26 protein-coding genes are annotated in these 23,346 nt (G+C 69.0%); 8 read left to right on the forward strand and 18 right to left on the reverse strand.

Annotated features, from left to right (window positions below; genetic code table 11):
- Positions 1–78: 78 nt before the first annotated feature.
- Positions 79–267, forward strand: a complete 189-nt coding sequence (locus ACLQ2O_RS30120) for a hypothetical protein (protein WP_425837941.1) — start codon at positions 79–81, stop codon at positions 265–267.
- Between the two features lie 754 nt (positions 268–1,021).
- Here ACLQ2O_RS30120 and ACLQ2O_RS30125 read toward each other — a convergent pair.
- Both ACLQ2O_RS30125 and ACLQ2O_RS30130 read right to left on the reverse strand, forming a co-directional pair.
- On the reverse strand, positions 1,022–1,684 hold the full coding sequence (locus tag ACLQ2O_RS30125; RefSeq protein WP_425837944.1) for a response regulator: 663 nt from the start codon (positions 1,682–1,684) through the stop codon (positions 1,022–1,024).
- On the reverse strand, positions 1,681–2,796 hold the full coding sequence (locus ACLQ2O_RS30130) for a sensor histidine kinase (protein WP_425837946.1): 1,116 nt from the start codon (positions 2,794–2,796) through the stop codon (positions 1,681–1,683). Before ACLQ2O_RS30130 ends, ACLQ2O_RS30125 begins: the two co-directional genes overlap by 4 nt.
- 193 nt (positions 2,797–2,989) lie before the next feature.
- On the opposite strand from ACLQ2O_RS30130, the gene ACLQ2O_RS30135 reads away from it, so the two are divergent.
- Positions 2,990–3,418, forward strand: coding sequence for a DUF6223 family protein (locus ACLQ2O_RS30135; RefSeq protein ID WP_425837949.1), 429 nt, complete (start codon positions 2,990–2,992; stop codon positions 3,416–3,418).
- Positions 3,419–3,530: 112 nt separating this feature from the next.
- Here ACLQ2O_RS30135 and ACLQ2O_RS30140 read toward each other — a convergent pair whose 3' ends face one another.
- From ACLQ2O_RS30140 to ACLQ2O_RS30150, 3 genes are read right to left on the reverse strand one after another with little or no spacing between them, the layout of a single operon-like run.
- On the reverse strand, positions 3,531–4,286 hold the full coding sequence (locus tag ACLQ2O_RS30140) for an ABC transporter permease (protein ID WP_425837952.1): 756 nt from the start codon (positions 4,284–4,286) through the stop codon (positions 3,531–3,533).
- On the reverse strand, positions 4,283–5,011 hold the full coding sequence (locus ACLQ2O_RS30145) for an ABC transporter ATP-binding protein (protein WP_425837955.1): 729 nt from the start codon (positions 5,009–5,011) through the stop codon (positions 4,283–4,285). The genes ACLQ2O_RS30140 and ACLQ2O_RS30145 overlap by 4 nt, the downstream gene beginning before the upstream one ends.
- Positions 5,004–5,555: a TetR family transcriptional regulator gene (locus ACLQ2O_RS30150; RefSeq protein ID WP_425837958.1), complete on the reverse strand. Its 552-nt coding sequence runs from the start codon at positions 5,553–5,555 to the stop codon at positions 5,004–5,006. The genes ACLQ2O_RS30145 and ACLQ2O_RS30150 overlap by 8 nt, the downstream gene beginning before the upstream one ends.
- Positions 5,556–5,636: 81 nt before the next feature.
- Between ACLQ2O_RS30150 and ACLQ2O_RS30155 the strand changes: the two genes are divergently transcribed.
- From ACLQ2O_RS30155 to ACLQ2O_RS30165, 3 genes are all read left to right on the forward strand, one after another.
- Entirely contained in the window at positions 5,637–6,311 is a 675-nt protein-coding gene (locus tag ACLQ2O_RS30155) for a TetR family transcriptional regulator (RefSeq protein ID WP_425837961.1), read from the forward strand.
- 81 nt (positions 6,312–6,392) lie between these two features.
- Positions 6,393–7,301: an ATP-binding cassette domain-containing protein gene (locus ACLQ2O_RS30160; protein WP_425837964.1), complete on the forward strand. Its 909-nt coding sequence runs from the start codon at positions 6,393–6,395 to the stop codon at positions 7,299–7,301.
- The gene (locus tag ACLQ2O_RS30165) at positions 7,298–8,908 is read left to right on the forward strand and encodes an ABC transporter permease (RefSeq protein ID WP_425837967.1); all 1,611 of its coding nucleotides are present in this window, start codon (positions 7,298–7,300) and stop codon (positions 8,906–8,908) included. The genes ACLQ2O_RS30160 and ACLQ2O_RS30165 overlap by 4 nt, the downstream gene beginning before the upstream one ends.
- Positions 8,909–9,114: 206 nt before the next feature.
- Here ACLQ2O_RS30165 and ACLQ2O_RS30170 read toward each other — a convergent pair whose 3' ends face one another.
- The 8 genes from ACLQ2O_RS30170 to ACLQ2O_RS30205 form a co-directional block, all read right to left on the reverse strand.
- Positions 9,115–9,276 carry a hypothetical protein gene (locus ACLQ2O_RS30170; protein WP_425837970.1) on the reverse strand — a complete coding sequence of 54 codons (162 nt, stop codon included), beginning with the start codon at positions 9,274–9,276 and terminating at the stop codon, positions 9,115–9,117.
- A gap of 447 nt (positions 9,277–9,723) precedes the next feature.
- Complete coding sequence (locus tag ACLQ2O_RS30175) at positions 9,724–10,692, reverse strand: DUF389 domain-containing protein (RefSeq protein WP_425839117.1); 969 nt, start codon at positions 10,690–10,692, stop codon at positions 9,724–9,726.
- A 646-nt stretch (positions 10,693–11,338) separates the two neighbouring features.
- Positions 11,339–11,611, reverse strand: a complete 273-nt coding sequence (locus ACLQ2O_RS30180; protein ID WP_425837972.1) for a heavy-metal-associated domain-containing protein — start codon at positions 11,609–11,611, stop codon at positions 11,339–11,341.
- 48 nt (positions 11,612–11,659) lie between these two features.
- A complete protein-coding gene (locus ACLQ2O_RS30185; RefSeq protein WP_425837975.1) occupies positions 11,660–13,816 on the reverse strand; it encodes a heavy metal translocating P-type ATPase in 2,157 nt (718 codons plus the stop codon).
- Between the two features lie 113 nt (positions 13,817–13,929).
- Positions 13,930–14,427, reverse strand: coding sequence for a DUF305 domain-containing protein (locus ACLQ2O_RS30190; protein ID WP_425837978.1), 498 nt, complete (start codon positions 14,425–14,427; stop codon positions 13,930–13,932).
- Positions 14,382–14,693 (reverse strand): hypothetical protein, encoded by a 312-nt coding sequence (locus tag ACLQ2O_RS30195; RefSeq protein ID WP_425837981.1) that lies wholly within the window; start codon positions 14,691–14,693, stop codon positions 14,382–14,384. The genes ACLQ2O_RS30190 and ACLQ2O_RS30195 overlap by 46 nt, the downstream gene beginning before the upstream one ends.
- 204 nt (positions 14,694–14,897) lie before the next feature.
- Positions 14,898–15,359 (reverse strand): DUF6632 domain-containing protein, encoded by a 462-nt coding sequence (locus tag ACLQ2O_RS30200; protein WP_425837984.1) that lies wholly within the window; start codon positions 15,357–15,359, stop codon positions 14,898–14,900.
- The gene (locus ACLQ2O_RS30205) at positions 15,356–16,807 is read right to left on the reverse strand and encodes an MFS transporter (RefSeq protein WP_425837987.1); all 1,452 of its coding nucleotides are present in this window, start codon (positions 16,805–16,807) and stop codon (positions 15,356–15,358) included. Before ACLQ2O_RS30205 ends, ACLQ2O_RS30200 begins: the two co-directional genes overlap by 4 nt.
- Positions 16,808–16,977: 170 nt before the next feature.
- Here ACLQ2O_RS30205 and ACLQ2O_RS30210 point away from each other — a divergent pair, with 170 nt between their 5' ends.
- On the forward strand, positions 16,978–17,280 hold the full coding sequence (locus ACLQ2O_RS30210) for a metal-sensitive transcriptional regulator (protein WP_425837990.1): 303 nt from the start codon (positions 16,978–16,980) through the stop codon (positions 17,278–17,280).
- A 186-nt stretch (positions 17,281–17,466) separates the two neighbouring features.
- Here ACLQ2O_RS30210 and ACLQ2O_RS30215 read toward each other — a convergent pair whose 3' ends face one another.
- From ACLQ2O_RS30215 to ACLQ2O_RS30225, 3 genes are read right to left on the reverse strand one after another with little or no spacing between them, the layout of a single operon-like run.
- Positions 17,467–18,141: an MFS transporter gene (locus ACLQ2O_RS30215; protein ID WP_425837992.1), complete on the reverse strand. Its 675-nt coding sequence runs from the start codon at positions 18,139–18,141 to the stop codon at positions 17,467–17,469.
- A complete protein-coding gene (locus tag ACLQ2O_RS30220; protein WP_425837994.1) occupies positions 18,138–18,380 on the reverse strand; it encodes an MFS transporter in 243 nt (80 codons plus the stop codon). Before ACLQ2O_RS30220 ends, ACLQ2O_RS30215 begins: the two co-directional genes overlap by 4 nt.
- Positions 18,377–20,392: a heavy metal translocating P-type ATPase gene (locus ACLQ2O_RS30225; protein WP_425837996.1), complete on the reverse strand. Its 2,016-nt coding sequence runs from the start codon at positions 20,390–20,392 to the stop codon at positions 18,377–18,379. The genes ACLQ2O_RS30220 and ACLQ2O_RS30225 overlap by 4 nt, the downstream gene beginning before the upstream one ends.
- A 65-nt stretch (positions 20,393–20,457) precedes the next feature.
- On the opposite strand from ACLQ2O_RS30225, the gene ACLQ2O_RS30230 reads away from it, so the two are divergent.
- Positions 20,458–20,820, forward strand: a complete 363-nt coding sequence (locus tag ACLQ2O_RS30230) for an ArsR/SmtB family transcription factor (protein ID WP_425837998.1) — start codon at positions 20,458–20,460, stop codon at positions 20,818–20,820.
- Positions 20,821–21,113: 293 nt separating this feature from the next.
- Here ACLQ2O_RS30230 and ACLQ2O_RS30235 read toward each other — a convergent pair whose 3' ends face one another.
- The gene (locus tag ACLQ2O_RS30235; RefSeq protein WP_425838001.1) at positions 21,114–21,590 is read right to left on the reverse strand and encodes a tautomerase family protein; all 477 of its coding nucleotides are present in this window, start codon (positions 21,588–21,590) and stop codon (positions 21,114–21,116) included.
- 96 nt (positions 21,591–21,686) lie between these two features.
- Between ACLQ2O_RS30235 and ACLQ2O_RS30240 the strand changes: the two genes are divergently transcribed.
- Positions 21,687–22,157, forward strand: coding sequence for a winged helix-turn-helix transcriptional regulator (locus ACLQ2O_RS30240; RefSeq protein WP_425838003.1), 471 nt, complete (start codon positions 21,687–21,689; stop codon positions 22,155–22,157).
- Between the two features lie 125 nt (positions 22,158–22,282).
- On the opposite strand, the gene ACLQ2O_RS30245 is transcribed toward ACLQ2O_RS30240, so the two are convergent.
- Positions 22,283–22,777 carry a DoxX family membrane protein gene (locus ACLQ2O_RS30245; RefSeq protein WP_425838006.1) on the reverse strand — a complete coding sequence of 165 codons (495 nt, stop codon included), beginning with the start codon at positions 22,775–22,777 and terminating at the stop codon, positions 22,283–22,285.
- Between the last annotated feature and the right edge of the window lie 569 nt (positions 22,778–23,346).

The raw sequence follows: 23,346 nt of genomic DNA on the forward strand, positions 1-23,346 counted from the left end.
GGGCTCGGGACCGATGCCAAGGGCAACCTCATCTACGTCGCCGGGCAAGGGCTGCCGCTGGCGAGTCTGGCCTCGGCGATGCAGCAGGCCGGAATCCAGCAGGGCATGGAGCTCGACATCCACGCGGCGATGGTCAGCTTCACCACCGAGCAGCCGAGCGCCGACGGGACCGTGGCCGGGCGACGCCTGTTGCCGTCGATGCAGTCGCCGATCGACCGGTACCTGATCGACGACCAGCGCGACTTCTTCTACGTGGTGACCCGATGACCGACCTCCGCAACCCGCCCGCCGTCGTCGCGCCGGTCGGCCCCGGCCGCGCGCTGCTTCGCCTGAGTCGTCCGCAGCAGTGGCACAAGGCGGTGATGCTGTACGCCGCGTCCGCCGCGGCCGGTGTCATCGACCAACCGCAGTCGTTGCTCCGAGCCACCGTCGCGGCCGTCGCGATTCCCGCAAGCAACACCGGCTCGTTGCCTCCGGTGCTGTCAGCCCACCCCTCGCGTACGCCTGGGAGCGACTACCGCCGCCGTCGGCCTCCTCGTCTCGCTCTTCGGCGCCCTCTTTCTCGTCTCCGGCAAATGCCGAGCCGAACGCGGCTCCACCACGACCGATGCCCGCAGCCGCCCGGTCCTGGCGGCGCACTCAACAGCCTGGTTGGACCAGCTCACGACGGTCACCCTGCTGGGCCCGTCACTCTCATACGGGGCTGTGGGCCTTCCAGTACCTGGGCCACGACATCATCCGCCAGCTCCTGGCCGTCTCGTTCCTCCCCTTCCTCACCGCGCTGCTCCGCTACGACTTCCTCATCTCCACCGGCCGAGGAGAACTCCCCGAACACGACCTCTTCCGCGACCGGGTGCTCCTGGTGGCCGGCGCTACGTAAAGCGTCCTGGTCGGAGCCGGCCTCTGTCTGGCCTGACCATCTGCGCGATCGCTGGGAGGCGTCTGCCCGCCGTACGCCCGTGGCTTTCGCCGCGGAGGATGAGGATCGCTCAGCGGCCGCGCTGGATCCGCGGCGTGGATGTCAGGGGTTGTGCGGGCTGACCAGACCGGATTCGTAGGCGAGGACCACGAGCTGGGCGCGGTCGCGGGCGTGGAGCTTGGTCATGGCCCGGTTGATGTGGGTCTTCGCGGTCGTCGGGCTGATCACCATGCGCTCGGCGACCTGGTCGTTGGTCAGGCCCTGGGCGACCAGGACAACTGCCTCGCGTTCGCGGTTGGTCAGCTCTTCGAGCACAGTCCTGGCACCGGGGTTGAGCGGTTGGGTGACGTATCTGGTGATGAGCTTGCGGGTGATCGAGGGTGCGAGCAGGGCGTCACCCCGCGCGGCGACGCGTACGGCGTGCAAGAAGTCCTCCGGCACGATGTCCTTGACGAGGAAACCGGCCGCGCCGGCGCGCAATGCGTTGTAGACGTACTCGTCCAGGCCGTAGTTGGTCAGGATGACCACGTGCACCCTGGCCAGATCCGGGTCCGCGGCGATGCGCCGGGTCGCCTCGATGCCGTCGACGACCGGCATCTGAATGTCGATGAGCGCGACATCGGGCAGATGTTCCCTGGCCAGCGCCAGCCCCTCCTGTCCGTCGGCGGCCTCCGCCACCACCTCGATGTCGTCCTCGAGATCGAGGAGCGCGCGGAAACCGCTGCGGATGAGGGGCTGGTCGTCGACCAGCAGGACACGGATCATGACAGCTGCTCCACGGGGAGCTCGGCCCGGACGGTGAAGCCGCCCTGCTCCCGTGGCTCCGCGCGCAGCCGGCCACCGAGGGCCGTGACGCGTTCGCGCATGCCGAGCAGTCCGACGCCGAGCGTCGGGGCGGTGTCGGTCGCGGCCTTGCCGTCGTCCTCGATGTGGATCGCGAGGACGTCCGGGCCGCAGTCGATCCGGACCGATGCTGTGGCGGCGTCCGCGTGACGGGCGATGTTGGTGAGCGACTCCTGAACGATCCGGTAGACGGTCCGGCCCACCGCGGCCGGTACGCGGTGTCGCTGTCCTTCGATCGCCAGACTTGTGTCCGTGCCGGTGAGGCGGAACCGCGCCACCAGCTCCGGGACCTGGTCGAGCCCGCGCGGCGGGTTCTTGTCGTCGTCGCGTAGCGCCTCCAGGGTGGCCCGCAGTTCCCGGGTTGCCTCCCGACCGGCCTCCCTGATCGCCAGCAGGGCGTCCGGTACCGGTTCGCCGCGCTTGCGCGCCAGGTGGACGGCGACTTCGGACTGTACCTTGATGACCGAGATCTGGTGGGTAAGCGAATCGTGCAGCTCCCGCGCGATGTGCAGACGCTCTTCGTCGGCGCGGTGCCGCGCGGTCTCCTCCCGGGTGCGCTCGGCTTCGTCCGCCCGCCGCTCGGCCTGCCGCAACGCTTCTCCCGCGGCTCCCGCGGCGATGAGCCACGCGATCTCCAGGGCGCCGCGGGCCTGCGCGAACGCCTCGCCCGTCCCATGCACGCCCGAGGCCAGGGCGGCGACGGGGAGCGCCGCCAACACAGCCACGCTCGCCACCACGCCGGCGGTGCGGTGTCCCTCCCGCACCGCCGCGTACACCGCGAACAGGAACGCGACGGCGGGCACGTCGAGACCGGCCGCCTGGTATCCCAGCGCGCACAGCCCGGTGGCGGCCAGGACGGGAACCGGAGCCCGGCGGCGCCAGACGAGCGCCAGGCCGCCGGCCGCCAGCAGTGTGTAGCCGAGCAGAGCGAAGTCCATGCCGGAGTGCTGTTCGGACAGGCCGGTGATCAACAACGTCGCAGCCATGCCGACTGCGATCGCCCAGTCCCTCGCACCGGACCACCTTGTGCCCATGCGAGCACCCTAGTCGGCTGCGGCCTCGGGCAAGTCCAGCCCGCGGATGAGCGATCGGCTACCACGGAGGCAGTACGTACGCGGCCCCTGCTGCATTCGCGGTAGTGCGAAGTGTCTGCATCCGTCGGACGACCGAGGCGGCTCGGGCGGACATGCTCGGGTGATCCAGTTCCGTCAGAAGAAGGAGCACGTCATGTCAGTCCGCACTGTGCTTACCGTGGCAGGGGCCGTCCTGATCAGCGGTCTGATGCTCGCCGAACCCGCGGCTGCGGCCCCCGCTGTCCAGCCGGCCGCCGCAAGCTTCTACACCTTGAGCGTCGGCCGCGTCGGAGCCTCGTTGGCCGCGGTGGTCGGACTCCTCGGCGCGGTCAGTGGTGGCCTGGCCTTGACCCGCACCACTGGCAAGGGTCACATCGGCAACTGGACCCGGCGGAACGGGGCCGTCGCAGCTCTCGGGGCGGGTCTGGTCGCCGTGGTCGTCGGGGGATCGATCGCAGCCACCGCCGACGGTGGTCTCGGCACCGGCAACGGGCTGGGCGGCGCCTACGTCGCCGTACTGGTGGGTCTGATCGCCGTCACGCTCGGATGGCTGGCCCGCGCCCGCCGAACCGCCGGGCGGTGAATGCTCTGGAAGGCACCCTCCCGATCTGTTGTCAGCCGGGCTGGTCAATGCCGGCGGACAGCTGGTTCGGGTGGGAACAACTTTCACACAAAGTGCAGCCACCCGAAGATCGTCAGCGATCGAGCTGCAGGCGGTGCCAGCTGAGGACGGCGAGTGCTGCGGCACTGAGCACGACCGGTACGACGAGCAGGAGCTGGACCGCGGAGACCTCGGTCCCTGCGCTGATCGCCCAGAGGGCTGGTGCGGCGAACGGGAACCAGCCGCCGGCACCGGCGACGGCGCTGAGCTGGGACAGGACGACGATGCCGATCGTGGTCGCGATCCCGGCCAGGACGGATCGCGCCGCAGTGGTCGCCCAGGCGGCCGGTACGGCGATCGCGCCGGTGAGCACGGACAGGGCAAGTTGCCGGCCGAGGTCCGGTACGGCGTCGCCGGGGATCGCGCCGAGGCCCGCCGTGAACCCGAGGACGACGAGGGCAACGAGCAGCGCGCAACTCGCGCACGCGGACCACGCCAGGTAGATGACGAGTTTCGCGGCGGCGAGGGAACGCCGAGGGACGGGGAGGGCGAACAGGGCGGTGATCGTACCGTCGGCGAACTCGCGGCCGAACAACCAGCTGACCACGACGCCCTGCGCCAGCAGGCCTGCCGCGCCGGTGACCTGCGCAGCTGTCGCCAGGTAGCCGTTCCAGCCGCCCGGGTCGATCAGCGGACCGAGCTTCGCGGCGAGTTGCGGGTCGTCGGTACCGGCGGCGAGCTGGAACGAGGAGCAGATCACAGCGATGCCGAGCACCATCAGCAGCGTGCTCGCCCGCACGACGGTGGCGTGCCGGAACTTGACGGCCTCGGTGGTCAGCGCGGCGTTCACGCGGTGGCCCTGTCGTCGGATCGGTCGTCGGCGAGGAGCTGGTCGAAGAAGGTGCGTTCGAGATCCTGCTCGTGCGGATCGAGGGTGCCGATCACGCGGCCGGCGTTGAGGATCGAGATGCGGTCGGCGACCCGGGCGACCTCGTCGAGGTGATGGCTGCTGACCAGGATGCCGGCACCGTCGGCGGCCCGGCGGATCAGTGCCTCGCGAAGCAGGAGAACGCCGGAGGGGTCGAGCGAGTTGGTGGGCTCGTCGAGCACCAGCAGTCGCGGATCGTGCTGCAGAGCGGAGGCGAGGCCGAGACGCTGGCGGTTGCCGAGAGACAGCTTCCCACTCCTGCGGTCGGTGTACTGGTCCAGGTGGAGCTCGGTGATGACCGCCGCGGTCATCACCGGGACGCGGTGCGCCGGTACGCCGTGGAGGCGGGCGCCGAGGGCGAGGTTCTGGCGGCAGGTCAGTTCGCGGTAGGCGAGCGGGTACTCGACGAGGTGGCCGACGGCCGACCAGTCCGCGTGCTCCAGGCCGCGGCCGGCGATGGTGATGCTGCCGCTGGTTGGCTTGAGCATGCCGAGCAGGAGGCGCATGAGGGTGGACTTCCCGGCGCCGTTGAGGCCGACCAGTGCGTGGATCTCGCCGGGGGAGACGAACAGATCGGCGCCGCGGACGCCGGTGCCGTCGTCGAAGACCCGGACCAGGCCGCGGGCTTGGACGGCGTACTCAGTCATGGCGTTGCTCGAGGGTGTCGAGGGCTGCGTTGATCGCCACGCCGAGGTCGTCGCCGGTCTGGCTCCAGGTGAGCAGGGCGGCGTTGAGCGCACCCACGACGGCCCCGGCGGCGACGGCCGCTTCGCGTGGATCGGTGCCGAGATCCGTCAGCGCCTCGGTGACGGCTGTCTCGGTGGCCGCTGTGCCGGCAGCGAGATCGGCACGTAGCGACGGCGTCCGGGCGACGATCCGCACCCGGAGCCGGACCTCTTCGGCGGCCGGTGGCGGCAGCTCCCGCCAGGCCTTCCGTACGCCGCGGGCGGCGCGGGTGATCGGGTCGGCGCCGGGAGGTTCGCTCCGGATCATCTCGCCGATCACGGGATCGTACGGATCGCCGATCAGGACGGCGGCCTTGGTGGGGAAGTGCCGGAAGAAGGTCATCTGGGTCACTCCGGCCCGGTCGGCGATCTGTGCTGCCGTCGTCTCGTCGAACCCCTGCGCGGCGAACAGTTCCAGCGCCGCTGCGAGCAGCCGGGCGCGTGTTCGCATCAGCTTGGTGACCACGAACAGAATGTTAGCGACTAACATTCTGATCCGCCAGCCTGGCGACTTGCGCGGGGATTGAACACGTGTTTAGCATTGAACATGCGTTCAACCGAAGCCTCCGTCCCCACTCCCGGTGGAGTGACCGGCGAGCGGATCCGGGACGCCGCGGTGGCGCGGTTCGGCCGGGACGGCTTCGCGGCCTCGCTGCGCGCGGTCGCCTCCGATGCCGGGGTGACCGCCGGCCTCGTGGTTCACCACTTCGGCTCGAAGGACGGTCTGCGGCGGGCCTGTGACGACTACGTGCTGGGAGTGATCCGCTCGGAGAAGTTGCGCGCGGCAACGGCGTCGAGTGCGGCCGGCGTGCTCGCGCAGCTGGCCGAGGTCGAGCAGTACGGGCCGTTCGCGCTGTATGCCGTACGGAGTCTCCAGGCTGGTGGAGACCTGGCGACCGCCTTCGTCCGCCAGATGGTCCGGGATGCCGAGGAGTACCTGGCCGCCGGTGTGGCCGCAGGGACCTTTCGGCCGAGCCGGAATCCGGCGGCGAGGGCGAAGTACCTGACCTACCAGAACATGGGATCGCTGATGCTGTGGATCTCGCTGCGTCCCGGGGCGGTGTCGCTCGACGACTTCCGCTCGGCCCTGCGGGAGATCTCCGACCAGATCACGCTGCCCGCGCTCGAGTTGTTCACCGAGGGCCTGTTCGTTGACCGGACGATGCTGGACGAGTACCTGATGTACGTCCCCGATCCGCCCGGCGGGCCCGCGACTCCGTAGCGGACACGCGTCCCGGCCTGGGACGCCCCTCACGACGACATCACACCGGATCTGTCCGGACCACCAGAATGAGGATCAGCGATGAGCGCTGCCCTGAACATCCGGCAACTGCACAAGTCCTTCGGTCAGGTGAAGGCTCTCGACGGGCTCGACCTGACCGTCCCCACCGGCCAGGTGGCCGGGTTCCTCGGCCCGAACGGCGCAGGGAAGTCGACCACCATCCGGGTCCTGCTCGGTCTGCTGCGGGCGGACGGCGGCACGGTCGAGGTCCTCGGCCGGCACCCGTGGGACGACGCTGTCGAGCTGCACCGGCGGCTCGCCTATGTTCCCGGCGATGTGAGCCTGTGGCCGAACCTGACCGGCGGCGAGGCGATCGACCTGCTCTGCCGCCTGCGCGGTGGCGCGGACAAGGCTCGCAAGGCGGAGCTGCTCGAACGCTTCGAGCTCGACCCGACCAAGAAGGGCCGCACGTACAGCAAGGGCAACCGGCAGAAGGTCGCCCTGGTTGCCGCGCTCGCCACCGACGTGGAATTGCTCGTACTCGACGAGCCGACGTCCGGGCTCGACCCGCTGATGGAGACCGTGTTCCAGGATTGCATTGGGGAGGCGAAGGCGGCCGGACGGTCGGTGCTGCTGTCGAGCCACATCCTCGCCGAGGTCGAGAAGCTGTGCGACACGGTGACGATCATCCGGGCCGGCCGCGCCGTCCAGACCGGCACGCTCGCCGAGCTGCGCCATCTCACCCGCACGACCATCACCGCCACCGTCACCGGCTCCCCGGCGTCGTTGTCCGCGCTGCCAGGGGTGCACGACCTGCGGATCGATGACGAGGTCGTCACCTTCGACGTCGACCACGACCAGATGGCCGGGACCGTTCAGGCGCTCGGCGCCCTCGGCGTACAGAGCCTGAACAGCGTGCCGCCGTCGCTGGAGCAGCTGTTCCTGCGCCAGTACGGCGACCAGCCGGCCGCCGTGGAGGTGCCGGCATGACCTCACGCTTCGAGAGCCTGACCGCCACCGGCGACCTGGTCCGGTTCGCGCTCCGCCGGGACCGCGTCAAGCTGCCGATCTGGATCGGCGCGATCGGCCTGGGCATGCTGTACGCCGTCTCGGCGTTGCCCACCGTCTACTCGACGCCCGCCGAGCGGCAGGTCCGGGCCGACCTGATGAAGTCGCCGGCGGCAACGATGATGTCCGGACCCGGCTACGGCCTGGACGACTACACCCTCGGCGCGATGATCACCAACGAGATGGTGCTGTGGCTGGCGATCCCGGCTGCGATGATGAGCATCTTCCTCGTCGTCCGCCACACGCGGGCCGAGGAGGAGACCGGCCGCGCCGAGCTGATCAGGTCGGCGGTGGTCGGCCGGCACGCCGCACCGGTGTCGGCGTTGCTGGTTGCTGTCGTGGCGAACCTCGGGGTCGCCGCACTGACGGTGCCGGCGATGATGAGCGGTGGACTCGGCGTGACGAACTCGGTTGCCGTCGGCATCGGTCTCGGGCTGACCGGACTGGCGTTCGCCGGCGTCGCGACGGTGACCGCGCAGCTCACCGAGCGCGCCCGGTCGGCAGCCGGCCTGGCGATGGTGGTGCTCGGCGCGGCCTTCCTGGTCCGGGCTGTCGGCGATGCCGCGCAGCCGGGTGGCAGCGTGGTCTCGTGGTTCTCGCCGCTGGCCTGGATCCAGCAGACCCGCCCGTTCGTTGACCTGCGCTGGTGGCCGCTGCTGTTGCCGGTCGGTGTCCTGGTCGCCACGGTGGCCGTTGCTCGTGCTCTGGCGGGACGACGCGATGTCGGCGCGGGACTGATTCCCGCGCGACTCGGACGCCCCGACGCTGCCGCGTCGTTGTCGACGCCGTTCGGGCTCGCCGTACGGCAGCAGCGGGCGTCGGTGATCGGCTGGGCGGCCGGCTTGTTCGTGTTCGCGGTCGCGACCGGCTCGCTGAGCGACTCGGTGACCGACGCGGCGGCGGAGAACCCGACGATGGCGGAGGTGTTCGCCCGCAACGGACTCGACCCGACCGACGGCTTCTACTCCACGATGGCCTTGTTCTTCGCGTTGATGATCGCGGCGTTCGCCGTCACCTCGGTACTGCGGCTGCGATCGGAGGAGCGGACCGGGCACACCGAAGCGGTGCTCGCGACCGCGGTGAGCCGCCGGCGGTGGATCTCTGCCTGGACCGGGTTCACGGTCCTCGCTTCGATCTTCCTGCTCCTGGTCAGCGGTCTCGGCGTCGGTCTCGGCGCGGTCAGCGGTGCGGCCGGCCCGGGAGTCGTCGGCGAGGTGCTGCTCGCGACGCTCGCGTTCCTTCCGCCCGTGCTGGTGGTCATCGGTCTCGCGGCGGCGTTGTTCGGCCTCCGCCCCGGCTTGGCGGTCTGGGCCTGGCTGCTCGTCGGGTACGCCTTCTTCTTCGGCATGTTCGGCGCGCTGCTCGACCTGCCGTCACTGGTCGCGAACCTGTCGCCGTTCAACCACCTGACAGTGATGCCGCTGGCCGGTCTGGAGGCCGCACCGCTGGTCATCATCACCGCGATCGCCCTGGCCCTGGGCCTCCTCGGCCGAACGCTCTTCCAGCGCCGTGACCTAGACGCACCGTAGATCGGACTCACCCGAGAACTGCCGGAATCTTGTCGGCTTGCCGGGGACCGGATCGGGCTGCGAGGGAACTCTCGGCGGCTTGTTCGGTTGGTGCTCCCGGCGCTCTCTCACCGAGCGCCGGGACCGCCCTCAGGTCAGTAGGTAGTGGCGGCGACGACCGTGGCTGGGTCGACCAGGAACGGCGCGACGGCGGTCAGGACGTTGGTTCACGCAGGACTCCAGCGCGAGAGCGTAGTCAGGACCTCGATGTCGTTCTTGAAGTCCTTGGCGCCGGCCATGTTGAAACCGCTCTTCCGTGCACCGATTGCCACTCCGGCCGGTACTGCGGAAGCGTTGCCGTGGATCAGGTCACGCGTCGTGTCCGTCATGAGTTGCTCCTCCTACTTCGCGATGAACGGCATGGCGGCCTTGAGGACCGGGCCTCGGCCGCGGTGAACTGTGTCCGTTCGTCGAACTGCGATGGTGGCCGCTGCTCCGGCAGCAGCGAGTGTCCGTACCGGGTTGGGCGATCGGCTTGTTGCGCGTTCCTCTTCGGCATGTTCGGCTCATTGCTCGACCTGCCGTCGTTGGTCGCGGATCTGTCACCGTTCAGTCATCTGACGGTGATGTCACTCGCGCGACTGGAGACTGTTCCGCTGATCGTTCCGACATCTATCGGCGGTCCTCGCCCTCGCCGGCCGCAGCCCCTTCGAGCATCGCGATCTCGACGCACCCTGAGCAGTGTTCGCCGACCTCTGCTGCGTTGCATCGTGTCGAACGCCGAGTGTGGCGCGGCAACTGGTGTCGGCTGACCCCAGCTCCGTTCTGCCGGGGATTCAGTCGGGAAGGTGAGTTCGGGCTCTCCGTCGGCGAGACGGCGCCTTGCGGCTGATCAGCCATCGCCAGACGAATCGTTGAAGGACAAGTGTCGCGACTCCCGCAATCGTCATTCCGGCGAGGTTGATCCCCAGTTGGGCTGCGGAGCCACCGATCTGGTGCGGTGCCCAGAGCGCGACCGAGAGCGCGAGGTCACCGGCGGCCGGGACGGTGGTGACGGAGATGAAGACACCGACCAGGGCGTTCGAGCGGCCCGCAGTTTGTGACAGTACGCCGGCGCAGCCGGCCAGGACGGCGACGACTGCCGACCACTTGTCGGGACGCCAGATGAAGCCGGTGAGCGGGCGAGCAGCCGTGACGTCACCCGTGTCGACCCACCCGACGGCTCGGGCCAGGAGCGCGGCCAGCGTGGTCAGGACGATCGCCAGCAGGAATCCTTTGGCCAGCAGAAGGAAGGCCTGCGAAGTGAGTCGCACCCTTCCCAGCGCGAGACCGAGCGCCAGGGCGGCCACTACTCCGAACTCCGGCCCTACGACCATCGCGCCGACCACGAGGATGGCCGAGTCGGTGATGACAGCGATCGCCGCGATCATCGTCGCGAGGGTCAGGAACGCGTAGAACGCCCAGGAGCCACGCGCTTCGGCGTACCCCTGGTCGACCACGGCGTCCCACACGACCGCGTCGTCAGGGGCGCCGGGTGCTGCGTGCTCGGTCTCCCGGGCGTTGCGGGAAGGCGATGCGTCGACGGTGGACAGGGCGACGGCTCCGTCCTCGTAGACGCCTTGCCCTTTGAGCCACTCGAGGATGTCGGAGGTGGCCTCCCGCGTGACGTCGCAGTGCACGACGTCGCCTGCCGGGCGCTTGGCCGCGGCAGGCAGTACGACGATGTTGGTCGTCCGCTCGTCGGCCACCAGCGAGTCCACGACCAGATCTGTGCGGTCGGGCGGAAGGATCAGTCGCAGGTGCATCACCCACACATCATGGCCGATCCGAGCGTCACACTTGCCGAGGCACTGGATCGCGAGAACATCGCCCTTGAAGGCCGGCTCGGTCCGCTAACGGTGACGCCTGGTGATCGCGATCAAGGCGACTGCGCCTGCGGCGACCGGCAGTCGAATGAAGCTGGTGGGTAAGGCTGATCACGCAGCTGCACTGTCTGTGTGTCAACTGTGATCGAGGAACCAGCTGGTTTTCAGGCGGGGTTCTTCGGCGCTTGGCAGGCAAGTCGCGGGCAGCGAGAAGGATCCTCGGTCCACGACAGCCTTGAAGCTGGCGTTCGGAACGAAGAAGCCACCCTGGGTTCTGCGTACTTGCAGACTGTCCGTCGGACTCCTGGCCTCGTTTGTCGTCTATCGGGTACGACGGCCTGGAAGGCTGCTGAGAGCCAGAGCTCGATCGTGGCCACTCGCACCGGCGCCGAGAATCTGGTTCACGACAGTGGGATTTAGTACACCCTGCTAGGCGACCGCTAACCTCGTCGACCTTCCTGATAGAGCGTTCGACTGATGCTTCGACGACTTGCTAACAGCGTGTTGTCCGTTCGACTAGCTGGGGACGTACAGCGGCCCGGCTGCGCGGGTGCGCAAGCCGGGCCGTCGGGTAGGGCGTGCGTGGTCAGGCGGTCGCCATCGTGTAGCCGGCGTCTTCGACGGCGGTGCGGATCTGGTCGTCGGTCAGCGGGGTGCTCGTGTGAACGGCGACCGTTCCGGTGGTGACGTCGACGTCGACGGAGGTGACACCGTCGAGTTTGCCGATGCTGGTGCTGACCGAGCTGGCGCAACCGCTGCAGGTCATGCCGACGACGTTGTAGGTCGTGGCGGTGGTGTCCTCAGTGGTCGGCGGGGCGGTCTCGATGTTGACGGTGCTGCAGCTGCAGTCGGTGCACATAGTGGTTCCTCTCCTGAATTAATCGGTGTTGGGAGTTGGTCTGCGCGGTCAGCGGTCCGGTGTGAGGCGGACCCGGCGCAGGAGTTGGGCGTTGGCGGCGACGACGATGGTGGAGGCTGACATCAAGACGGCGCCGACGGCAGGGCTGAGGCTGATTCCGGCCCAGGCGAGAGCGCCGGCGGCGAGTGGGATGGCGATGACGTTGTAGCCGGCGGCCCAGGCGAGGTTCTGGATCATCTTGCGGTACGACGCCTTGGACAGGCGGATCACGCCGGTGACGCCGCGCGGGTCGGAGGAGGCGAGCACGACTCCGGCCGACTCGATGGCGACGTCGGTGCCGGCGCCGATCGCGATACCGACGTCGGCGCGGGCCAGGGCGGGGGCGTCGTTGACGCCGTCGCCGACCATCGCCACGGTCAGGCCGCGAGCCTGCAGTTCGATGACGGCTTTGTCCTTGTCGGCCGGGAGCACTTCGGCGAACACCTCGTCGACGCCGTCGCGGAAGCCGAGATCGGCGGCCACCGCGCGAGCGACCGGTTCGGCGTCTCCGGTGATCATGACGATCTTGCCGACACCGGCTGCTCGCAGTTGTTCGACCGCTTCCCGCGCCTCAGGCCGTACTTCGTCCTCGAGTGCGATCGCTCCGGCGGCGACGGAGGTCGAACCGTCAACTTGCAGTAGATACAGCACCGCGGCTCCGCGGCCGGACCACTCCTCGGCACGGTCGCGAAGGACGCTCGGCACGGTGGCGTCGAGTTCCCGCAGCAGCGCGGGTCCGCCGATCGCGTAGGTCGCGCCGTCGACCGTTGCCTGCACGCCGCGTCCGGTGAGCGACTTGAAGTCACTGGCTTTGGCGCGCCCCGCACGCTGGTCGGCGGCGGTGACGATGGCCCGGGCGAGCGGGTGCTCGCTGTCGGCCTCGACGGCACCGGCCAGCCGCAGGACCTCGTCCTCGTCGATCCCGTCGCCGGCGATGCCGGTGACGACGTGTTCGCCCTTGGTCAGGGTGCCTGTTTTGTCGAACAGGACGGCGTTCACGGTCCGCATCCGCTCCAGCGCCAGCCGGTCCTTGACCAAGATCCCGGCCTTCGCGGCGACCGCTGTCGACAGCGCGATCACCAGCGGGATCGCCAGCCCGAGGGCGTGCGGGCAGGCGATGACCAGGACGGTCACGGTCCGGACGACGGACTCGTCGAGGGTTCCGAAGGCCCACCAGGCGAGGAAGGTGATCAGCGCGGCCGCGGTGGCGATGTAGAAGAGCATCGCGGCGAAGCGGTCGGCCAGGACCTGGGCGCGTCCGCTGGACTGCTGGGCCTGGGTGACGAGGCGCTGGATCCCTGCCAGGGCGGTGTCTTCGCCGACGGCGTCGACGCGGACCCGGATCGCCGAATCGGTCGCCACTGTGCCTGCGACCACGCGGTCGCCGATGGTCCGGGAGACCGGCCGGGATTCACCGGTGATCATCGACTCGTCCAGCTCGGCGGCGCCCTCGACGATCTGGCCGTCGGCCGGCACCCGTGCACCGGACCTGACCAGTACGACGTCGCCGACGCGCAGGTCGGACACGGCGACGGTCTCGACGCCGTCGCCGGTGACGCGTTCTGCGTCATCGGGTAGCAGCGCGGCCAGGGCTGCGAGGGCTCCTTGGGCCTGGCCGATGGCCTTCATCTCCTGCCAGTGGCCCAGCAGCATGATGGTGACCAGTGCTGCGAGTTCCCACCAGAAGTCCAGGTCGAACGCGCCGAGACTGGTAGCGAGCGAGGCGACGTAGGCGACAGTGATCGCCATCGAGATCAGCAGCATCATGCCCGGGACCCGGTCGCGCGCTTCCTGGACGCCGCCGACCAGGAACGGCCAGCCGCCGTAGAAGAACACGAACGTGCCGAGCACCGGACCGACCCAGCTCATGGCGGGGAAGTCCAGGGTGTAGCCGAACCAGTCCATCACCATGTGGCTGGTGGCAACGATCGGCAGCGTCAGCAGCAGGCTGAGCCAGAACTTGCGCCGGAACATCTCCGGGTCGTGACCCGCGTGCTTGTCGTGCCCACCGTGACCTCCGTGCCCAGCATGCGCGCCGTGCTCGGCCTGCTGAGCGTGTCCGGCGGAGCCGGCTGCTGTGCCGGTCGGCGCCTGGTGCGCGTCGTGGTGGTGCTGTTCGTCGCCAGGGTGCTGGTGATCCTGGCCGGGTTGGGTGGCCTTCACCATGATGAGTCCTCTCAGCGTCCAATACTGGTGTGGCCGCGGCGAGCGCGGCCTCACGACACCGAACAATATACCCCATAGGGGTATTCCGTATAGATCAGAAATCTGTGTTGCCTTCATGGCCAGGGACGGCAGGCACCGGGTACAGAGGGCGTCTTGATCTCCGGGTCTTGGGCGGCCTTGATCGCGGTGGCGAGGTTCTTCACGTCGGGTGTGGTGGCGTTATAGCCGGCCATGTTGGCCATCTGCACGGCCTGCTGGTGGTGCGGGATCATCTGGGTGGCGAACGTGACGTCGGCGTCGTTGAAGTCGCCGGCCGGCGCGGTCGAGGTGCTCGAGCTGCTGGCTGAAGGTGCGCCGTGGTTCATGCCTGGCATGGAGCCGCTGTCGGTGTCGTCGCCGCAGGCGGCCAGAGTCAGGCTGCCCAAGACGATCAGGGCCGTCGGGCAGCGATTTTCCACAGGTGGTGTCGCATGATTGAAGTCCTTGTCGTTTCGAAGCCGGGGACTGCGGAATCCCGGGGCGGCGCGCAGAAGCGGCCGACGACCCGGTTTGGGCAGGGTTCGGCCTAGGTCCGCAGAATGCAGAGCTTCGACAAGGTCGGCCGGCGCCACGGAGGCGACGGCAAGGCTGCGGCAACGGGAACCGTCGTGTCAGCCGGTACGACCGGGTGCGCGGCGGTGAGGCTGCGCCGTGCGAGGGCGGCGATGAGCGCGAGCAGGAGTGCGAGCAGCATCGCCAGGCAGACATCGCCCATCGAGTGCAGGTGTCCGTGCTGGTCAGCCAGGGCGGTCAATCCAGGCAGGGGTTCACCGGAGTCCATCGACGGTGCGGCTGGGCCGGCCACGCCGGTGCTCAGGTGTGCCGTGGTGGGTGCCATGTCCTTGTGATGGTCCGGCGCAGGCGGGAGGGCCGTGACGGATTCGGGGTGGCCGGTCGCCGCGGGGGAGTGGCTTCTGGTGAGTCATGGCCATGGCAGCGTCGTGGTTGCCGGTCAGTCCGTGCATGGTGAAGACGCCCGCCAGCAGCACCACGGCGACCAGGGCCCGGGTGGACCCTCGTCGTGTGCTGGTGTGCTGGCTGTTCATCGACCCAAGCCTAGCCAGTTGCTGGTATCGGACTGTCCGGGGCCGGGTGGTGCCTTCGGTTGACGTGGAGCGAGCGCCGCGAGTGCCGCGGCTGCGACCAGCAGCGCCGGAACGTCGCCGATCAGATGGACCCACTGATGGCTGTTCCTCACTGCGGCTGCGGCCATGACCGCGGCGTGGGCCAGGCTCGACCACACGGTGAACCACACCAGGGACAGGTGGTTCAAAGGGTCGCGGGCGGCGCGGATCAAGAAAATCCCGAGCACCGCGTAGATCGCTGCGATCATCTGCTCGTACTCGGACTGCCCGGGCTGCCAGCGGAAACCGGCCGGCCACAGGTGAATGAACGGATAGACGCCGGCGAGGAAGCTGATCCCGACGACCCTGAGTGTGATCCGCAGCCACCGGTCCTCAGGGCCGCGCACGCGCGGCCCTGAGGAATTGGTGACGGAGTTCACCGGCCTGCCGGGGTGTCGGTGGAAGCGGACGCCGTGGCCTCAGCGTCAGCTGGCGGCGCGCTGCGTACGGAGATCGCGGCAAGCACCGCACCGACCGCCGCGATGACGGCCGCGCCGATGAACGCCGCGGAGTACCCGTCGGTGAGCGCGGCCAGGTCGCCGAGCTTGTCGGCGCCGTTGACCGCGGCAACCGCGGTCATCGCCGCCAAGCCGAGCGCGGAACCGATCTGGTAGCTGGTATTGACGATGCCTGACGCCAGTCCACCTTCCTCGGGCCGTGCCGAGGACAGCGCTATGCCGAGGCTGGGAATGAACGCCAGCGACATCCCCGCCGCCGCGATCAGCGACGCGGGCAAGACGTCGGCCCAGAACGACCCGTCGGAACGGATCAGCGACAACCCTGCCAGGCCCGCGGTGAGGATCGTCATCCCGCTGATGAGGGTCTTCTTCGGGCCGATCGCGGCGATCGCCTTCGGGGCGACCACGATCATGCCGAGCATGATGAACGTCGTCATCGGCAACAGCGCCGCGCCACTCGGGAACGCGCTCAAACCGAGCACCTGCTGCAGGTACAGGTTCAGGAAGAACCACATCGGCACCCACGCCGCGCCCAGCAGGAGCTGCGCCACGTTGGCTGCCGCGAGATTCGGAGCGGTGAAGATCCCCAGGCGCATCAACGGCTCACGCCGCTTCGCCTGTACGGCCACGAAGACCACCAGCAATGCGATCGCGACCGCGCCGACGAGCAGGGTCGAGCTGTCGGTCCAGCCGACCTCGGGTGCCCGCACGATCGCGTACACCCCGGCGCCGAGCCCGAGGGTGACCGTCAGCGCACCGACGAAGTCGATGGAGCCGCGCCGCGCCGGCGCCTGCGGCATCAGGGCCGGGGTCGCGATCAGCGCGACCAGCGCGATGGGGACGTTGAGGAAGAACACCCACGGCCATGACAGGTACTCGGTGATCACACCGCCCAGGAACACCCCGGCCGTTCCGCCGGCCGGCGCGGCCGCGCCGTACAGCGCGATCGCCTTGGTCAGCTCCTTGGGGTTGGCGCCGAACAGCATCATCAGCAGCGTCAGCGCCGCCGGGGCGATCAGTGCCGCGCCGACACCCTGAACCGCGCGGCCGGTGAGTTCGGCGGCGACACTGCCCGCGAACCCGGCGACCAGCGACCCGGCCAGCAGGACCACCCAGCCGGCCGCGAAGACCCGGCGGGCACCGAGCAGGTCAGACAGCCGGCCGCCGAGCAGCAGCAGACCGCCGAAGGCGACCACGTAGGCGTTGAACACCCACGACAGGTCCCCGGGGCTGAACCCGAGATCGGTCTGCATCTTCGGCAGCGCGACGCCGATGATCGAGGTGTCCATGATCACCATGAACTGCGCCGCGGCGATCAGGCCGAGCGCCCACCAGCGCCGCGACGACGCCGGTGTTTCTGTTTGACTCATTCTTTTACTCCCTACCGGTATGGGGTATTGATCAACCCCGCGAAGTCTCTCTGCTGAATCTGGGGGACAATGGGATACCCTAGGGGGGTACTCTATCGATGGGCAAGGGTTGGCAGGATCTGGTAGGTGATTGGCCGGTAGGGTTCGCGGCGAGGTCAGGGAAGGAAGTGGTGGGCGTGGCCCAGCAGGCACAGCACGGGTACATCGAGGACAAAGAGGCCTACTTGCGGCGGCTGAAGCGGATCGAGGGCCAGGCCCGGGGTCTGCAGGGGATGGTCGAGGACGAGAAGTACTGCATCGACATCCTCACCCAGATCTCGGCCATGACGAAGGCGCTGGAATCGGTCGCGCTCGGACTGCTGAACGACCACCTGGCGCACTGCGTGCTCGACGCGGCCGCCGCCGGCGGACCGGAGGCCGACCGCAAGCTCAAGGAAGCCTCCGAGGCGATCGCGCGGCTGGTGCGTTCCTGAACTCGATGCCGAGAGGCCGCGAGGGAATCGTTGTGCGGGGCAAGTAGCGCCGTTCGGCGACCGTGCGTTCGATGCATCCCCTGTTGCTGGGCCGCGATCTGGCCGTCGCGCCCAAAGGGCCGGACCTCGAGCGATGCTCGTGGTCCGGCCCTTTGTTGATGGTGGCGACTGGCCTCGCGGGCCGCGTCAGCGGGTGTGAGTCGCGGCGCCTGCCGGAGGCTTGGTCGTCGGGACGACCAGGAGTGCGAGCAGTGCCGCGATGGCGGCGGTGACGGCGGCGAAGGTGAAGCCGCCGGTGAATCCTGTGCCGGTGGTTCCCGCGATGCTTGCGGCGGCGATGCTGGAGACCACCGCGACTCCGAGGGCCGCGCCGAACTCGTGGAACGTGCTCAGCAGGCCGGACGCCGTACCGGCTTCGTGGTGGGCCACCTGGGACAGGGTGGTGGCCGACGAGGCGACGAAGGCTGCGCCGATGCCGGCGGCGCCGAGGCTGATGCCGGCGACGACCGTGACCGGGCCGTCCCAGATCGCCGCGATGGCTGTTCCGGCGGCGGCGGTCAGCAGTCCGGTCGCGGCGATCTTGCGTGCGCCCGCGCTGCCGATCGAGCGGCCGGCCAGTTGTGCGCCGAGGATCGTGGCGACCGCTACCGGCAGGAACAGCAGGCCGGTGCGGAGAGGGCCGTAGCCCTGGTGGTGCTGCAGGTAGAACGAGCCGAGGAAGAACACCGCGATCATCAGCGCCGTCGCGACCAGGATCAGGAACGTTCCCGCGGCCACCGGACGCCGGGTCAAGATGGCGAGATCCATCAGCGGCGACTTCACCGCACGCTGTACGGCGGCGAACACGGCGTACAGGATCACGGCCCCGCGGCGGGGGACAGCATCGCCGCACCGATGCCTTGGGCAACGCGGCCGGCGATCACCGTGGTGGCGTTGTCGGCCAGTCCCGTGACCAGCGAGGCCACGGTGAACACGAGCAGGCCGGTCAGCACCACGCGGCGGGGGCCGAACAGGTCGGCCGCGCGACCGCCGAGCAGCATCAACCCGCCGAACAGCGGATGCTGGGCTGAATCGCCCCCGGTCGGTGCGAGGGCGGTCATCGGAGCTGTCCGGTCTCGGCAGCGGCCCGGTTCCAGGCGGCATTGCGGAGCAGTCTGAGCCCGTTCAGGCCGACGATGACGGTCGAGCCCTCGTGTCCGGCGACCCCGAGCGGCAAGGGCAGGTGACCGACCAGGTCCCAGATCACCAAGACGGTGATGAAGGTGGCCGCGATGATCAGGTTCGCGATCACGACCCGGCGCGCTCGGCGCGACAGTGCGATGACGGCCGGGATCGTGGTCAGGTCGTCACGGACCACGACTGCGTCGGCGGCCTGCAGGGTCAGGTCGGATCCAGCTCCGCCCATGGCGATGCCGGCATCGGCGGTAGCCAGTGCTGGCGCGTCGTTGATGCCGTCGCCGACGACGGTGACCCTTTCGCCGGCGGCTTGGAGCTCGCGGACCGCGGCGACCTTGTCGTCGGGCAACAGTTCGGAGTGGATGCTGGTGATTCCGACCGCAGCGGCGACCTGAGTGGCGGTCGCGCTGTTGTCTCCGGTGAGCAGCACCGGGGGTTTGCCGGTCAGCTGGGTCAGCTGCTGTATCGCACCTGGTGCTTCGGGGCGGAGCTGGTCGACGATGCCGAGGACCGCGACCGGCGCGTCGTCGATCAGCACGGCGACCGCGGTAGCTCCCGCCTGTTGCAGTTCGTCGGTCGCGGCCCGGGCTGCCTGGTCGCGACCGCACGAGCCGGCAAGGAGCGCGGCAGGGGCCCCGATCTGGACGTGCCATCCGTCGATCGTGGCTGTCACGCCGAGGCCGGCGGTGGCGGTGAAGGCGTCGACGGGTGTCAGGGGCAGTTCGGCGGCGCGGGCCGCGGACACGACCGCGGTCGCGAGCGGGTGCTCGCTGGGATGCTCGGCCGACGCGGCGATCGCGAGCACTTCGTCGCGAGTGAAGGAGGTGTCCTCGAGGAGCCGGATCTCGGCCAGATGCGGTGTGCCGCGGGTCAGCGTGCCGGTCTTGTCGATCGCGACCTGGGTGGTGGCGCCGAGCTGTTCCATCACCACTGCGGACTTGACCAGTACGCCGTGGCGCCCGGCGTTGGCGATCGCCGCCAGCAGTGGCGGCATAGTCGCGAGCACGACCGCGCAGGGTGAGGCGACGATCATGAACGTCATCGCCCGAAGCAGCGTCGGGGTGACCGGTTGCCCGAACAGCAACGGGACCACGAACAGTACGACGGTGGCGGCAACCATGCCGATCGAGTACCGCTGCTCGATCTTCTCGATGAACAGCTGCGTCTTGGCCCTGGTTCGTGCGGCTTCCTCGACCAGCCCGGCGATCCGGGCGACTACCGACTCGGCGGCCGCGCGGTCGACTCGGACCTGTAGTGCCCCGGTGCCGTTGAGCGTTCCGGCGAACACCTCGTCACCGGTGGTCTTGTCGACCGGCAGCGGTTCGCCGGTGATGGTGGCCTGGTCGACCTCGCTGGCGCCGTCGAGCACGGTCCCATCGGCGCCGATCCGCTCGCCCGGCCGCACCAGCACGACGTCGCCGACGGCCAGGTCGGTGACCCGCACCGTCTCCTCCAGCGTCCCGGCGGCATCGTCGGCGGTCGCGATGCGGGTGGCGGTGTCGGGTGCGAGGTCGAGCAGTCCGCGTACGGAGTCTTCGGTGCGTTTGGTCGCGACCGCCTCCAGCGCGCCGGAGGTGGCGAAGATGACGATCAGCAGCCCGCCGTCGAGCACCTGCCCGATCGAGGCGGCACCGATCGCGGCGACGACCATCAGCAGGTCGACGTCGAGGCGCTTGTTCCGCAGCTCCTGGAGCCCGGCCCAGCCCGGTTCCCAGCCGCCGGCGACGTAGCAGGCCAAGAACAGTGACCAGTAGACCCACGTCGGACCGCCGGCCAGGTCGACGACCAGCCCGGCCAGGAACAGGACCGTCGCCGCGGTCGCCCAGCGCACCTCGGGCAGCGTCCAGGCGCTGCGCCACCAGTCGCCGCCGGGCGCCGTTCGAGCTGAAATCGGCGTCTCGTCACGGACTGCCGCAGTTTCGGTGTCTGTCGCCACCTGTACATGCTAGCTGCGCACACATGCATATACGCAAGTAAGCGGGTGGGTTGTAGTGTGGGTGGATGCACTCGTCGATCGAGAACTTCGAGATGCCGAACGAAGAGCAGGTCCACCTGGCCGCGGAGTCGTTCCGGCTGATGGCCGACCCCACCCGGATCAAGGTCCTGTGGGCTCTCCTGCAGGGCGAGTCGTCGGTAGCGTGCCTCGCCGAACTCGCCGGCGCCGCTCCCGCCGCGGTGAGTCAGCACCTGGCCAAGCTGCGCCTGGCCGGTCTGGTGAAGGGCCGCCGGGAGGGGACGTTCGTGTACTACTCCGCCGCCGACGACCACGTGAAAGGTCTGCTGGACCAGGCGCTGTTCCACGCCGACCACCTCGACCGCGACCTGCCCGACGCTGACGCGAGCTCCGCGACGCGATCGGCCTGACGCGCGCGTGTGATGGACCGAAAGCTTGCCTAGAGCAACACTGAGATCGTGGCCAAGCTGGCCCCCGCTCACCTCATTCAGCGACAAACAGCGGCCATCTACGACCATCGACCACATGCCTCATCACGCATATGCGCAGACCGTACGCAGCAATCAATTCCACCACCCACTGCGCCGAAGGCGCCGCCCTCACCGTTGACGATCACCTCGAGCATCCCGCCCTCGCGGACCGACCTCGCACCCGGTCGTAGGTCTCCCACCCGCCTCCGCCATCGAGCCGGGCCGGCCTGGCATCAGCCCGCGCGAGAGGCCAAGCGCTGCTCGGCATGCTTGCGGCCCAGTTCCTTGTCGCCGGTGACGAGCGTCGCGATGTCGGCCAGCGTGACGATGCGGCCGTTGCCACCCCAGGTGCCGTCGGGGACCTCAGAGGTGATCACCCACACGCGCGACGCGTCACGCGGATGGGCGCCCTCCTCGGCGTCGAGGACGCGCTCCGTCACCGCCTCGACGATTGCCTGCCGTCGCTCGGGGTCGAACTGGCCCTCGGGGACCGCGCAGACCATCCGGTAGTGCGGAGCCTGGGCCGGCGCACCGGCGACGTAGACAGCGACGGGCCGGTTGAGGAAGATCCACGCGATCGAGCGCGCGACCTCGTTGGTCGGGTCGGCACCCTCGTGCACCAGCAGGATGTCCGTGAGATCGGTGAGCAGCTGCCGCTCGGCCTCAGCGCTCAGTGCGCCCTCGGGAATGAATGCGTCCATCATCGGCATGCGGTGGTGCTCCCTGTCTGAAGGCATCTAGGTTGCGATTAAGGACTCAAGGTCGCAGGCTGGGTTTTGAATGTCAACCTAGATAGGATCGGGCAGATGCTCGCCAATCGCCTGGAGTACTCGGCCGAGAATTGCTCGATCGCCCGCACCCTGGAGATCGTCGGCGAGAAGTGGACGCTGCTGGTCCTGCGCGAGGCCTTCTACGGCGTACGACGCTTCGCCGACTTCCTGACCGCGATCGGATGCGCGCGCAACATCCTCTCCGACCGCCTGGCGACCTTGGTTGAACATGACGTGCTCGAGCGTTGCAGCTACCGCGAGGCCGGGCAGCGAGAGCGCTACGAGTACCGCCTCACGGCCAAAGGCCTGGACCTGCTGCCCGCCGTCGTGGCCCTTATGCAGTGGGGCGACCGGTACCTGGCCGACGGTCAGCGCCCCCCGGTTCACATCACCCACCGCGGCTGCGATGCGCCGGTGCGAGCAGAGATCGTCTGCGCCACCGGCCACCGTGACCTGACCGCCCAGCAGACGACAGTCTCGCCCGGCCCCGGCGCCATCGCGAAGTAGTCCGGACCCGCAACGCGGACGGATCCGCAGATTGGGTTCCCGCATGCTCCGACAGTCACCTAGTGACTACCGGATGATCTAGCTGTGCGCGCGAATGCCTTTGAAGTCGAGGGTGGTGGTCGGCCTCAGGGGCTGACTGGATCGGGGCTGGTGGTGATTCGGGCGCCGCGGAATCGGGTGGCGATGACCATGGCGGCGGCTACCAGGATGAGGTCTTTCAGGACGTACTGGCCTTCGAGGGTCGGTGCGTGGTGGGGGCCGCTGAACAGACGGTCGGGGAGGACGAGCAGGGGCGACAGGATGCCCAGCAACTGCACGGCCAGCAGGTAGACGGTCGTCCTGAGGCCGCGGCCGACCAGGAGGCCGAGGCCGATCAGGCACTCCAGGGTGGCGGTCAGGATCAGCGCCGGTGTGGCCGGAACGAGGCCGAAGGTGATGAGGTCGATCGTGGTGACGGTGAGGTCTTGGGCGGGACTGACGCCGGGGAAGTACTTCAGTGCTCCGAACACGACGAAGACGGCGCCCATGCTGATCCGCAGGGCGGTGATCGAGTGCAGGACCAGCCAGCCGTGGACGGATCCTTCGAACCGGATCAAGGTCGCGTTCAGTGAGGAACTCATGACGCGTAGTTCGTCACCGCGAGGGCTCCGGCTGGGCCGACCGGGACAAGTGCCGGAAATCCACCGGACACCGGTGGTACTCGGCGACGGCCGGCGGCTGCGAGACCGCGACCGTGCCGAGGGCGGCGCGGACGCAGAGGTCGGTGAAGGTTTCGGCGGGCCGGAACTTTTAGTCAGAGCTGATTCACGAAGGCACGACCGGCCGGTACGAGCCACTGGGTGAAACGTCCGTGTGTGCTGGGTCACCAGGACCTATCCGTGCCCGGGGTGAGCCCCGAAGGTCCTGTGTTCCCGGGACGGGACCGTGGCCGTAGGCAACGGTTGCTCGCGGCCCGGATCTGTCGAGGACCAGGAAGTGGGGCGAAGAAATGAGCTACATGCAGTCGATCGTGAACCTGATCATCTCCTTCGGAAACATCAGCATCTTCTGAAGTTTTCCACCGATCGTTTCCTGGTGGCCTGGCGATGGGTCGCCTCGCCGGCCGCCGGGAGACGGCTCTGACACCAGACCGCCCGTCGGCGCCGCCCGGACTGCCGACGCCGGTCACCCGGAACCATCTGCCGATCTC

The organism is Kribbella sp. DT2 (assembly GCF_049844575.1).
Taxonomy (GTDB): domain Bacteria; phylum Actinomycetota; class Actinomycetes; order Propionibacteriales; family Kribbellaceae; genus Kribbella.